This is a genomic window from Streptomyces sp. SID14478, assembly GCF_010548525.1.
GTDB lineage: Bacteria > Actinomycetota > Actinomycetes > Streptomycetales > Streptomycetaceae > Streptomyces.
Genome location: NZ_JAAGMG010000003.1, coordinates 1 through 12,693 on the forward strand (window position 1 = coordinate 1; position 12,693 = coordinate 12,693).

At 72.0% G+C, this 12,693-nt stretch carries 9 protein-coding genes and 1 pseudogene; 3 read left to right on the forward strand and 7 right to left on the reverse strand.

Going from position 1 to position 12,693, the window contains the following annotated elements:
• The 7 genes and pseudogenes from G3I40_RS00270 to G3I40_RS00300 form a co-directional block, all read right to left on the reverse strand.
• Nucleotides 1-280, reverse strand: a pseudogene (locus G3I40_RS00270) (S9 family peptidase); the annotation flags it as partial.
• Nucleotides 281-351: 71 nt separating this feature from the next.
• Nucleotides 352-1,689 carry a M20/M25/M40 family metallo-hydrolase gene (locus G3I40_RS00275; protein ID WP_164300111.1) on the reverse strand — a complete coding sequence of 446 codons (1,338 nt, stop codon included), beginning with the start codon at nt 1,687-1,689 and terminating at the stop codon, nt 352-354.
• Nucleotides 1,682-2,515, reverse strand: coding sequence for a M55 family metallopeptidase (locus G3I40_RS00280; RefSeq protein ID WP_164300112.1), 834 nt, complete (start codon nt 2,513-2,515; stop codon nt 1,682-1,684). Before G3I40_RS00280 ends, G3I40_RS00275 begins: the two co-directional genes overlap by 8 nt.
• Nucleotides 2,516-2,799: 284 nt before the next feature.
• A complete protein-coding gene (locus G3I40_RS00285; RefSeq protein WP_164300113.1) occupies nt 2,800-3,525 on the reverse strand; it encodes a methyltransferase domain-containing protein in 726 nt (241 codons plus the stop codon).
• Between the two features lie 122 nt (nt 3,526-3,647).
• The gene (locus G3I40_RS00290; protein WP_164300114.1) at nt 3,648-6,074 is read right to left on the reverse strand and encodes a SpoIIE family protein phosphatase; all 2,427 of its coding nucleotides are present in this window, start codon (nt 6,072-6,074) and stop codon (nt 3,648-3,650) included.
• Nucleotides 6,075-6,326: 252 nt separating this feature from the next.
• Entirely contained in the window at nt 6,327-8,762 is a 2,436-nt protein-coding gene (locus tag G3I40_RS00295; protein WP_164300115.1) for an MFS transporter, read from the reverse strand.
• A 195-nt stretch (nt 8,763-8,957) separates the two neighbouring features.
• Nucleotides 8,958-9,401, reverse strand: a complete 444-nt coding sequence (locus tag G3I40_RS00300) for an SRPBCC family protein (protein ID WP_164300116.1) — start codon at nt 9,399-9,401, stop codon at nt 8,958-8,960.
• A gap of 158 nt (nt 9,402-9,559) precedes the next feature.
• Between G3I40_RS00300 and G3I40_RS00305 the strand changes: the two genes are divergently transcribed.
• The 3 genes from G3I40_RS00305 to G3I40_RS00315 form a co-directional block, all read left to right on the forward strand.
• Entirely contained in the window at nt 9,560-10,609 is a 1,050-nt protein-coding gene (locus G3I40_RS00305) for an Rv2578c family radical SAM protein (RefSeq protein ID WP_164300117.1), read from the forward strand.
• 110 nt (nt 10,610-10,719) lie between these two features.
• The gene (locus G3I40_RS00310) at nt 10,720-12,309 is read left to right on the forward strand and encodes an alpha/beta hydrolase (protein WP_164300118.1); all 1,590 of its coding nucleotides are present in this window, start codon (nt 10,720-10,722) and stop codon (nt 12,307-12,309) included.
• Between the two features lie 33 nt (nt 12,310-12,342).
• On the forward strand, nt 12,343-12,693 hold a 351-nt coding region (locus G3I40_RS00315), incomplete at its 3' end, for a GNAT family N-acetyltransferase (protein WP_239091433.1).

Here is a 12,693-nt window from a genome sequence, read left to right on the forward strand (position 1 = left end):
GCCGGTCCGCGCCGGCCCAGGGGCGGCCGCCGTACTCGATGACGCGACTGCGCACGTTCCACGGGGCGGGCAGGACCGACTGCTCCGTGCCGTCGGGCCTGCGGCGCACCAGGGCGCGGCGGCCCGCCTCGGTGGGCCGTGGCTCGGTCCACCACGCCTCGTCGCCGACGAACCCCACGTACTCCGGCTGCCCGTCGTGCGCCGCGGCCAGCGCGGCGTCGATCGGCGACGGCCAGGAGCCGTGGCCCTGCGTGTGCACCATGTCGTCCCCGCCCCCCATTTACTCCTGGCCCTCCATGTTCACCGTGTCCTCCGCGTTTTCCTAGTGCGTCGCGCCGGTCGGGGGCGCGCCTATGCCGAGCGCAAGAACCGGTCGAGCACCCGCACCCCGAAGTGCAGTGCCTCCACCGGGACCCGCTCGTCGACGCCGTGGAACAGCGCCTGGTAGTCGAAGCCCTCGGGCAGCTTGAGCGGGGCGAAGCCGTAGCCGGTGATGCCGAGGCGGGAGAACTGCTTGGCGTCCGTGCCGCCCGACATGCAGTAGGGGACGGGATGTCCCTCGGGCGCGAACTCCTGGACCGCGGCCCGCATCCTGGCGAACGTCGGCGAATCGACGGGGGCCTGGAGCGCGACCTCGCGGTGGTGGTAGTCCCAGTCGACGTCCGGGCCCGTGAGCTGGTCGAGGGTGGCGCGGAACTCGTCCTCGGTGCCCGGCAGGTAGCGGCCGTCGACGTGGGCGGTGGCCTCGCCCGGAATCACGTTGATCTTGTATCCGGCGGACAGCATCGTCGGGTTGGAGCTGTTGCGCACCGTCGCCTCGACGAGCGACGCGGCCGGGCCGAGCCGGGCGATCAGGCCGTCGACGTCGAAGTCCGCCGCGTGCACGTCGGCCTCGATGCCGTACAGGGCCGCGAGTTCGGACAGGGCCGCGCGCACCGTGGGCGTGAGCCTGATCGGCCACTCGTGCGCGCCGATGCGGGCGACGGCGGCGGCCAGGCGGCTCACCGCGTTGGCCGGGTTCACCTTCGAGCCGTGGCCCGCCTTGCCGCGCGCGGTGAGCTCCAGCCAGCCGGTGCCGCGCTCGCCCGCGCCGATCGGGTAGATCTCCTTGCCGCTGCCGTCATGGAAGGTGAAGGCGCCGGACTCGCTGATGCCCTCCGTGCAGCCTTCGAAGAGGTCGGCGTGCCGGTCGGCGAGGAACCCGGAGCCGTCCTCGGCGCTGGCCTCCTCGTCGGCGGTGAAGGCGATGACGATGTCGCGCCGGGGCCGGAACCCGACGCGGGCCCATTGCCGTACGGTCGCGAGGATCATCGCGTCCATGTTCTTCATGTCGACGGCGCCCCGGCCCCACACGACGCCGTCGCGGATCTCGCCGGAGAACGGGGGCACGCTCCAGTCGGCGGCCTCGGCCGGTACGACGTCCAAGTGGCCGTGGACCAGGAGCGCTTCGGCCGAGGGGTCGGTGCCGGCGATACGGGCCACCACGTTGCCGCGGCCGGGGGTGCGCTCCAGGATCGTCGGTTCGAGTCCGGCCTCGGCGAGCTTCGATGCCGCGTACTCGGCGGCCGGGCGCTCCTTGCAGTCGCCGCCGCCCCGGTTCGTGGTGTCGATCCGGATCAGCTCGGAGGTGAAGGTGACGACTTCGTCGAGCGCCTGCTCGTCGACGGTCGAAACGAGCTGCTCAGCCATACTGTTCCTCCACCGCGGCCGAGGCGATCGTGGTGACCGCCTTGAAGGTGCGGATGCCTTCGTACATGGTCTCGTGCGTGTACGCGATCCTACGCTCGGCGATCCGCGCGACCCCGGGCACGACGGTCGAGGCCATCGCGAGGTGCTCGGCGTCGAACTCGACCTCGACGGTGAACGGGCCCGCCTGCACGGGCGCGTGGCGCCCCGCGAGCGTCATGGCGTCCTTGGCGGCTGCCCGGATGTCGGCGGCCGTGCGCGCGGGGGTGCGGCACACGGCCGCGTACCGGGACACGTGGTCCTTGACGGCGACCTTGCGGGCCTCGGGCGCATAGCCGAGCGCGTCGTCGCAGGCGTGGTCGTCGCCGGTGACGAGGACGACGGGGACGCCGTACTCGGCCACCACGTGGGCGTTCAGCAGGCCTTCGCTCGCCCGCACGTCGTTCACCCAGACACCCGTGATCTGGTTCGCCAGGTACGTGTGCGCGAGGACGCCCTCCATGCCGGCGCCCGCGTGGTAGCCGATGAACGCGATGCCGTCGACGTCACCGTGCTGAACGCCCTCCACCATGGACAGCGCCTTGTGGCGTCCGGTGAGCATCTCCACGCGTTCGTCGAGCTGCTCCAGGAGCAGATTGCGCATCGTCCAGTGCGCCTCGTTGATCAGCACCTCGTCGGCGCCGCCGTCGAGGAAACCGAGCGCCGCCGCGTTCACGTCCGAGGTGAACATCGTGCGGCAGCGCTCCCACTGCGGCGTGCCGGGAAGGACGTCCGCCGGCCAGGTCACACCCGTGGCGCCTTCCATGTCGGCGCTGATGAGGATCTTCATGAGCAGCACCGTACGCGGATTCCGGCGCACCTCACCAGGCCTGTGGATAACTCTCAGGTGTCTAGACCAATGTCGTACCCGTTCGGCATCGTTCCCGCTCGTCAGCGCCCTGTGGACGGCTCCGGCGTCCGCGTCCGTACGAGGGCGTCGACCAGCGCGCCGTGCCGTACCGCCAGGCCGTACCGCCAGGCGCAGTCGTGGCCGCCGTCGCACTCCTCGGCCGTGACCCGGCGCGCGACCGGGCGCAGGATGTCGTCAGCCCCGTCCGAGCCGTCGGCCGTCTCTCAGGACGGCCGCCCCACCACCAGCCAGCGGGACGGCAGCTCGATGCGGTCACCGCCCGCGGTGAACTCGGTCGTGATCAGCGGCAGCTCACCGGAGAGCAGTACCGCGAGGCCCGCCTCGGCGACGTAGCCGGGCACGGCCGCGTCGGAGACCTCGCCGGGGGCGATGCCGTGGGCGAACACCGGGGCGAGCTTGGGCGGCGGCCCCGCCGGGTGCCGGGCGAGTTCCCGCAGGGCGGGCCCGGCCCGCTCCGACAGTTCGACGACGAAGCCGCGCCCGCGCTCCCCCACCAGCGTCGCCACCGCGTCGACGAGCGCCTGCCGGTCGGCGGGTTCGCTCTGATGCAGCACGCCCCGCATGTAGACGTTCGCATCCCCCAACTCGGCGTGCAGCGCGCTTACTTGCTCTGTCCGCGTGGCATCCAGCTGGTGGTAGTCGGCCGCTCGGGCGCCGGCCGCGGCGCGGGCCCGTGCCAGCGCGGCGGCGGACAGATCCGCGCCGACGACCCGCGCGAAGCGGTCGGCGAGGAAGCGGGTCTGCGTGCCGTTGCCACAGCCGAGGTCCACCACGGGCAGCTCCGGTACCGCCAACTGCGGTGCGAACAGGGCGAGATGAAGGCCCACGGCGAGGCCGGGCTCCGCATCCCAGAAGACGCTCCCCGGCTCCTCGGGCGCGTCCTGCCAGAAGCCTTCCCACGCCTCTTTGTAGCGCTCGGTCACACTCATGGACCCTCCCGGGGTGCGGCGACGGACTCGGCCGAGGTGTCTGGTCGGTCTATCGCGCCGGGAGGCACCCGACAAGCGCGCGGCGCACACCTTCACCGCTCGTTCGAGGTGGGTGCGCCGGGTCAGCTGCCCGCGCGCCGGGTGGTGAGTTCGCACCACACCGTCTTGCCGGTCGCCGTGCGGCTCGCGCCCCACTCGCGCGCCAGCCGTGCGACCACGCGCAGCCCGCGCCCGAACTCGTCGCCCGGTCCGGCGCTGAGCAGTGTCGGCAGCGCCTGCGCGGTGTCCTCCACCTCGCACAGCAGCGTTCCCGACCGCACGAGGCGCAGTTGCACCGGTCCGCTGCTCGCGTGCCGCACGGCGTTCGTGACGAGTTCGTCGACCAGGAGCACCGCGGTGTCCTCGACCGACAACAGACCCCATTCCGCCAGCTGTTGACGCACGAGTTCGCGGGCACGGGGCACCTCGGACAGTTCCGTGCCGAGTTCCCACTGCGCGACGTCGGCGCTCTCGATGCCGCCCATGCGGACCATGAGGAGCGCCACGTCGTCCTTGCGGCCGCCGCGACCGCCGAGCGAGCGGATGATGGTGTCGCAGGCGTCATCCATCGAGGCGGCCGGGTGAGCGGCGGACTCGCAGAGCGCGGCGAGCCCCACGCCGATATCCTCGCCGCGCACCTCGACGAGACCGTCGGTGCACATCACGAGGCGGTCGCCGGGCGCCACCGGGACGCGTACCGACTCGAAGGGGACACCGCCCACGCCGATCGGCGCGCCCGTGGGCAGGTCGAGGAGTTCGCTGCGGCCGTCGGCGGCGCGCACGGTCACCGGCGGGATGTGCCCGGCGTTGGCCAGGTGCAGCTCCCCGGCTATGGGGTCGTACACGGCGTACAGGCAGGTGGCGAGGTAGTGCTCGCCCAGGCGCTGCGCCAAGTCGTCAAGATTGCGCAGGAGTTGGGACGGAGGCAGGTCGAGGGCCGCCATGGTCTGTACGGCGGTGCGCAACTGTCCCATCATCGCCGCCGAGTTGAGCCCGTGGCCCATCACGTCGCCGACGACGAGTGCGGTACGCGCACCGGGCAGTTTGACGGAGTCGAACCAGTCCCCGCCGACCCGGCCGAGCAGGGTGCCGGGCAGATAGCGGGTGGCGATGTCACAGCCCGGCATGTGCGCCTCGATGTGCGGCAGCATGCTGTCCTGGAGCGTCTCGGCGACGGACTCCTGGTACGTGTACATGCGGGCGTTGTCGAGCACGAGACCGGCGCGTGCGGCGAGTTCGGCGCCGGTGGCCCGGTCCATGTCGTTGAAGACGGGCCGCTCCTGGTGGCGCAGCAGGATCATGAATCCCAGGACCACGTTCCGCGCCTTCAGCGGGACGACGAGCATGGACCGGTGGGTGATCAGCGGGCGGATGTCGCGCTTCTCGAACTGCGACGCGATGCCGTTGCCCATCTCCTCGGAGATGTAGGGGACGAGCACCGGTTCGCCGCTCGTCATGCACTGGAAGAACGGCGTGTGCACCGGGAAGGGCATGGACTCGCCGACCGGCACCACGTCGTCCCAGCGGCCCGGTTCGTCGGTGTGCTCCAGGGCGACGCGGTGCCACATGGTCCTCGCGTCGGGCGGGCCGTCGGGGAAGCCCTCGCCGGCGACGACCTGTTCGCGCAGGTACGTCCCGGCGACGTCGGTGAAGCGGGGCACGACGGCGCGGCTGACCTCGACGATGGTGCGGGACAGATCGAGGGACGAACCGATGCGCCCGCTCACCTCGTTGAGGAACTCCAGGCGCTCGCGCACGGCCACGTACTCGAGGTCCTCGGCGTCGTCGAGCGGCGCCCGCGGGGCAGGCACCCCCGCCACGGCGTCGCGCGCCGCCCGGGCACGCTGTGCCTTGCGCTCGGTACGCCGGGCGACACCCCAGTCGGCGGTCACGGGGACGCGGTCGTGCTGGCTGAACTCCAGCACGGGATAGCCGAGTTCGAGGACCTGGGCGACGATGCGGGCGCCCTCCCGCACGCTCATGCTGGGCAGGATCTCGGGCAGTGCGCGGGCAAGCTCGTCCGCTGCCGCGAAGTCGGTGTGCAGGGCGAAGCCGGGGACGATGCGCTCGTGCACCGCCTCCTGCGTGCCGTCGCCGAGCCGCCGGGCGTCGGCGGCGAGCACGAGCAGCCGCTCGGGTCCCGGGCCCACCAGGGGGTACGCCCACCACAGGACGTCGATGCGCTCGGGCGGCCCCGCGCCGCTGTCGAGCCGGGCGCGGCCCGCGGCCGGGTAGGAGGTGCGGCCGCCGAGGGACTCCTCCAGGCCGCGGCCGAGCACGTCGTCCCCGGCGTACACGCCGGGCGTCGCGGGATCGTCATCGGCGCTGTCCTGCGGGAGGGCGCCGGAGACGGGAAGCAGGTCGGTGGCGGCCCTGCCCACCGCGTCCTGCCGCGCGGGGCCGAAGAGACGGCGGGCACCGGTGCTCCAGTGCGAGACGCGGCCCGCCTGGTCCACGACGACCACGGCCAGCGGGACGCGGCCCTGCGGGGCTTGATCCGTGCCGTCCATGGCCGCGCTCCTTCCCGCCGGGCCGTCGGCAGTGCCCACGGCCTTCTTCACCGTACGGCCGGGCGTGTGCGCCAGGGGCGCTTACCGGCGAATTGCCGGGAGCGCCTTGACAGGTGGCCCGCGCCGTGGACGGCTGCGGGCCGACGAGGACGGAACCGCGGTCACCCGCGCTCCGGGGGAACCGCGCGCGACGCAGGGGCAGGGGCGCGGGGAACCACACGAGCAGCCCCCCACGCACCCGCGGACGAACCCTCAGTCCTCGTGCCCGAGCTGCAGATCCCGCTCCGTACGACCGCCCCCGGCGACCTGCAGCACCGTGGCCACCGGCGGGTAACCCGCCGCGATCACCGTGTACTCCCCCGACGACAGGTCGACGAAGCGGAACGTGCCGTCGGGGCCCGTCGTCAGGGTGTCCACCACGTTGCCCGCGGCGTCGAGCAGCGTGACCCGGGCGTCCTCCACGGGGCGTCCGCCGCTCGCCCGCACGGTGCCGCGCAGCACCGCCCCGCCCGCCAGTTCCACGTCCTGGCGGGTCTCGCGCGAGGCCATCACGGTCACCGGCAGGGCCGCCGGGCGGAACGCCGGGGCGCTCGCGGCCAGGGTGTACTCACCGGCCACCAACTCCGTGATGACGTATGCCCCTTCACGCGCGCTGCGGGTGGTCGCCACGACCTCGCCGTGCACGTTCGTGAGCGTGACGGTGGCGTCCCGTACGGGGGTGCCGTCCGCCGTGAGCACCGCGCCCGCGAGGCGTCCCGCGCCGCCGAGCACCACGTCGAGGTCGACCGGGCGTTCCCCGACGGTGACGGTGACGGCCTGCGGCTGGTGTCCGCCGGCCGCCGCGATCAGGACGTAGCTGCCGGTGCCCGGCGTCGACAGGGCGTACCGCCCGTCGTCCCCGCTGGCGCCGCGCCCGATCTGGGTGCCGCCGACGTCGATGAGGGTGAGTGCCGCGCTCGGCACGGCGGTGCCGTCGGAGTGCCGCACCGTGCCGCACACCGGAACTCCGGCGGCGTACGAGACACGCTCCTGGGCGGGCACGACGGGCGACGGGACGGGGTTCGCCGCGTTCTCGGAGGGGGCGGTGCTGGACACGAGGGGGGTCTCCTTGAGGAAGAAGGCGAGGAGCAGGCCCAGGACGAGGACCGGCACCAAGTAGAGGAAGATGCGGGGCATCGCATCCGCGTACGCCTGGATGTAGGGGGTGCGCAGCGCCTCGGGCATCGCGTGCACGAGCTGCGGGGTGATGGACTCGGCGTCGGGCAGCCCGCCGGGGCCGGTGGTGGGCACGCGGTCGGCGAGTGCGTCGGAGAGCCGGTCGGCGAAGAGCGTGCCGAAGATGGCGGCGCCGACGCTGCCGCCGATCTGCCGGAAGTAGTTGTTGGCGCTGGTGGCCGTGCCGAGGTCGCCCGGTCGGACCGCGTTCTGCACGGCGAGCACGAGGACGGGCATGATCAGGCCGATGCCGGCGCCCAACACCGCCATGTAGACGCTGTATTCGAGGCGCGGGGTGTCCACCTCCAGACGGGAGAGGAGGTACATCCCGAGGGTGGACAGGGCGCTGCCGAGGATCGGGTAGAGCTTGTAGCGGCCGGTGTGGCTGATGAGCTGGCCCGAGATGATGGAGGCGCCGACGACGCCGCCCATCATGGGGAGCATCAACAGTCCGGACTCGGTGGCGGAGGCGCCGTCGACCATCTGCAGAAAGGTCGGGAGGTAGCTGGCCGCGCCGAAGAGCGCGACGCCCACGACCATGCCGACGAGGCCGCTGAGGTTGAACACCGAGTCGCGGAACAGGCGCAGCGGGATGAGCGGTTCGCTCGCGTACTTCTCGGCGACGACGAAGAGCACGCTCGACACGACCGCCCCGGCGCCCAGGCCGATGATGACCCGGTCGCCCCACGCGTACTCCGTGCCGCCCCAACTGGTCAGCAGGACCAGGCAGGTCGAGGCGGCGGCGAGCAGCAGGGAGCCGAGGATGTCGAGCCGGCCCCGCGTCGTGGGCTTGGGCAGTTTGAGCACGACGGCCGTGACGGCGAAGGTGACCAGGCCGAACGGGACGTTGATGTAGAAGCACCAGCGCCAGGAGAGGTGGTCGGTGAAGTAGCCGCCGAGCAGCGGTCCCGCGACCGAGGCGAGGCCGAACGCGGCGCCGATCAGGCCCATGTAGCGGCCGCGTTCGCGGGGCGGCACGATGTCGCCCATGATCGCCTGTACGCCGATCATGAGGCCGCCGGCGCCGACGCCCTGGATCGCGCGGAACGCGATGAGCTGGTCCATGTTCTGCGCCCGGCCCGCGAGTGCGGAGCCGATGACGAAGACGGCGATGGCGAACTGGAAGACGCCCTTGCGGCCGAAGAGGTCGCCGAGCTTTCCGTAGATCGGCAGGCCGATGGTGGAGGTGAGGAGGTACGCGGTGATCGCCCAGGACATCTTGTCCAGGCCGTGCAGCTCACCGACGATCTTCGGGAGCGCGGTGGCGACGATCATCTGGTCGAGTGCGGCGAGCAGCAGCGCCAGCATCAGGCCGACGAAGACCATCCGGACCCGGCTCGGGCTGAGCCCGTGGGCGGGCAACTGCTCGCGCCCGACGTCCGGTCGGGGCGGCGGTGCGGCGGCGACCGGAACCGACTCCCGCGCCGCCTCCCGCTCCCCCACGGGTTCGGTCACCAGTGTCGTCGTGCCCACCTGCAGCTCCCCTCGTCGCCCTTGCGCCGCCCATTTCTCGCATTACGCGACAACGGGGGGCAAGCGCGACGGGGCGCACGTCAGGCGGGTTCGAGCGGCGTATGCGCCGGTCGGAGCCCTACGGCGTACAACGGAGGCGAAACGAAAACCACTCGAAACGGTGAGCGGCAATTCAGCACGGGAAGCGCCCGTGCGTCACTTCTCCACTTGGGCGGCGAGCTTGGCGAGCACGGCGTCGTAGATCCGGCCGAGGCCCTTGGGCGCGAAGGTCTTCTCGAAGAATCCGCCGATGCCGCCCGCACCGTTCCACACCGTCGAGACGACCACGCGCGAGTGGCCGTCACCGGCGGGCGTGACGCGCCAGGTCGTCACCATCGAGGAGTTGCGGTCCTTCTCGACGAGCTCGCCGTCGGTGGGCTCGGACACGTCGAGCAGGCAGTCGCGGACGCGCTTGCTGGTGGCCTGGAGCTTCCAGTGGACGACGGTGCCCTCGCCGTCGCCGCCCTCGCGGACCTCGTACTCGCTGAAGTGCTCGGGCAGCAGCTTCTGCCGGGTGCCGTTGTAGTCGGCGAGGGCGTCGAAGACGTCGTCCGGCTTCGCGGCTACAACACGTTCCGTGGTGGCCTCGACCTGCGCCATGTCACTTCCTCCAGCATGTCGTTCTTCCCGGGAGCCCTGACGGGCGCCACCAAGCCAACCACCCTCCGCACCGGCCGCCAAAATCGCCCCCTCGTCCACGTCGCACGATCAAGGGAACATGTGTTCTATTCTGTGGTCAGTGCTACCGAGGAGGCGTCATGCGCTGGGAGAACCTCACGGACGACCGGGCCGAACACGGCCGGGCTCCGGACGCCGCGCTGTTCGGCGCGGACGCGGTGACCACCCGTACCGTCGACAGCCCCGAGTTCCGCGGGGTGACCTTCCACGAGATCCGGGCCAGGTCGATCGTGAACCGGGTGCCCGGCGCGTCGCGGATGCCCTTCGAGTGGACGGTCAATCCGTATCGCGGCTGCACCCACGCATGCGTGTACTGCTTCGCCCGCAACACCCACCGCTACCTGGACCTCGACACCGGGCTCGGCTTCGACAGCCAGATCGTGGTGAAGGTGAACGCACCCGAGCTGCTGCGCCGCCATCTCGCCTCGCGGCGCTGGCACGGCGACCACATCGCGATGGGCACGAACGTCGACTGTTATCAACGGGCCGAGGGCCGCTACCGGTTGATGCCCGGCATCATCGAGGCGCTGCGCGACTACGCCAATCCGTTCTCCATCCTGACCAAGGGCACGCTGATCCTGCGCGACCTCGATCTGCTGCGGCAGGCCGCCGAGGTCACCGACGTCGGCATCTCGGTCTCGGTCGGCTTCGTGGACCCGCAGCTGTGGCGCACCGTGGAGCCGGGCACGCCCGCACCCGAGCGACGGCTCGACGCCGTGCGTGCCCTCACCGACGCCGGGATCGGCTGCGGGGTGCTGATGGCGCCGGTGATCCCCTTCCTCGGCGACCGCCCGGAGCAGCTGCGGGCGACGGTGCGGGCCGTCGCGCGGGCCGGCGCGACCTCGGTGACGCCGCTCGTGCTGCATCTGCGGCCGGGCGCCCGCGAGTGGTTCATGGCCTGGCTCGGGCAGCACCACCCGTATCTCGTCCGGCGCTACGAGCGGCTGTACGCGGAGGGGGCCTACGCCCCCAAGTGGTACCAGCGGCGGGTGACGCGGCAGGTGCACGAGCTGGCCGAGGAGTACGGGATCGGGCCCTCGCGCGTGGGGCTGCCACGGCGTGTCCGCGTACCGGAGCAGGGCACGACGCCGGAGGAGGCGGCCGCCCCGACGCAGTTGACCCTCATGTGAGCGCGATCGGGTCAACTTCCGCCGAACCGATTCTTCCGCCCGGGCTTTACGGGAACATGCCGCACGAGCCGTGGACCCGCGGCCCTGACCCCTCCGTCCCGGGAGGCTCCATGAACAAACGCGCAGTCGCTCTGTGCGGCGTCACCGCCCTCGCCGCCTCCGCACTCGTCACCTCGGCCGGCGCCGCGGGGGCGGAGACCGGCTCGGCCCCTTCGACCCCGCGCACCACGGCCGTGACCTGGAAGAAGTGCGCCACGGCGGACTATCCGACGCTGCAGTGCGCATCGCTGAAGGTGCCGCTCGACCACCACCGCCCGCACGGGCGGCAGATCACGCTCGCCCTGTCGCGGGTCCCGCACACGGCGAAGAAGTCCCAGGGCCCGCTCCTGGTGAACCCCGGCGGCCCCGGCGGCAGCGGGCTCACCCTCGCCGGTTTCGTGGCGACGAGCCTGCCCAAGGACGTGGCCGCGCAGTACGACGTCATCGGGTTCGACCCGCGCGGCGTCGGCAAGAGCAAGCCCGCGCTCGACTGCAAGCCCGGCTACTTCAACCCGGTGCGACCGCCGAGCGTGCCGACGACGAAGGCGATCGAGCAGGCCAACCTGAAGCGTGCCGCCTCCTTCGCCCGCGCCTGCGGCGACAAGTACGGCGACATCCTGCCGTTCATCGACACGGTCAGCACCGTCAAGGACATGGACGCGATCCGGGCCGCGCTCGGCGCGAAGAAGCTGAACTACTTCGGCTACTCGTACGGCACCTACCTGGGCGCGGTCTACGCCAAGTACTTCCCCGAGCGGGTGCGGCGACTGGTCCTCGACTCGATCGTCGACCCGACCGGCGTCTGGTACCGGGACAACCTCGGCCAGGACTACGCCTTCCACGCCCGGCACCAGGCGTTCATGGCCTGGGTCGCGAAGTACGACGCGACGTACAAGCTGGGCAAGGACCCCGCGAAGATCGAGGCCAAGTGGTACGCGATGCGCGACGCGCTGGCCAAGAAGCCCGCGGAAGGCAAGGTGGGCGCGGGCGAGCTGGAGGACACGTTCCTGCCGGGCGGCTACTTCAACGGCTACTGGCCCTATCTGGCCGAGGCGTTCGCGGCGTACGTGAACGACAAGGACGCGGACCCGCTGGTCGAGGCGTACGGCAACTTCGCGGCGATCGACGCCTCCGGTGACAACGGCTACAGCGTCTACACCTCCGTGCAGTGCCGGGACGCGTGGTGGCCGCGCGACTACCGCCGCTGGCGCGCCGACAACACGAAGGTGCACGAGAAGGCGCCGTTCTCGACATGGAACAACGCCTGGTACAACGCGCCGTGCCTGTCCTGGCCGACCCCGCCGCTCGGTCCGACCGACGTCACCAACTCCGCTCTGCCGCCGGTGCTGCTGTTCCAGGCGACGGACGACGCGGCGACGCCGTACGAGGGCGGTGCGACGGTCCATCGGCTGCTGCGCGGTTCGAGCCTGGTCGTCGAGCAGGGCGGCGGCAACCACGGCATCACGCTCAGCGGCAACGCCTGCCTCGACAAGCACCTCGCGACGTACCTCGCGTCGGGGAAGGTACCGCGTAGCGGTGGCGAGGTCGACGCGGTCTGCAAGAAGCTGCCCGATCCGGCGCCGCTGACGACGAAGGCGGCGTCGCCGTCCGCCACGTCGAGCGGCACCGCGCTGCACGGACTGCTCGGCTTCCGGGGTTAGGAACTCCGTGCGGGGGTGGGCGAGGATAGGTCCATGACCTTGCTCGCCCGCCCCTCGGTGCGCCCGATGACGCCGGACGACTGCGACGCCGTGGCCGAAGTGCGGGTGCGCGGCTGGCAGTTCGCGTACGCCGGACTGATGCCGCAGGCGTACCTCGACGGGATGAGCGTGGCGCAGGACGCCGCGCGGCGGCGGGAGCGGTTCCGCCGGCGCGGGCAGTTCGTCGCCGAGCGGGCCGGGGCCGTGGTCGGCTGGGGCTGTCACGGTCCCGGCCGGGATCACGACGTGCCGCCCGGGGAGGCCGAGCTGTACGCCCTGTACGCCCGGCCCGCACAGGTGTCGACGGGCGTGGGGCGGGCCCTGCTGGATGCCTGCGCGGCCGAC

Bases quoted from the DNA above. Each gene is read 5' to 3' on its own strand.
- G3I40_RS00275 (WP_164300111.1), bottom strand. From the start codon at position 1,689: ATGGCTGAGCAGCTCGTTTCGACCGTCGACGAGCAGGCGCTCGACGAA.
- G3I40_RS00280 (WP_164300112.1), bottom strand. From the start codon at position 2,515: ATGAAGATCCTCATCAGCGCCGACATGGAAGGCGCCACGGGTGTGACC.
- G3I40_RS00285 (WP_164300113.1), bottom strand. From the start codon at position 3,525: ATGAGTGTGACCGAGCGCTACAAAGAGGCGTGGGAAGGCTTCTGGCAG.
- G3I40_RS00290 (WP_164300114.1), bottom strand. From the start codon at position 6,074: ATGGACGGCACGGATCAAGCCCCGCAGGGCCGCGTCCCGCTGGCCGTG.
- G3I40_RS00300 (WP_164300116.1), bottom strand. From the start codon at position 9,401: ATGGCGCAGGTCGAGGCCACCACGGAACGTGTTGTAGCCGCGAAGCCG.
- G3I40_RS00305 (WP_164300117.1), top strand. From the start codon at position 9,560: ATGCGCTGGGAGAACCTCACGGACGACCGGGCCGAACACGGCCGGGCT.
- G3I40_RS00310 (WP_164300118.1), top strand. From the start codon at position 10,720: ATGAACAAACGCGCAGTCGCTCTGTGCGGCGTCACCGCCCTCGCCGCC.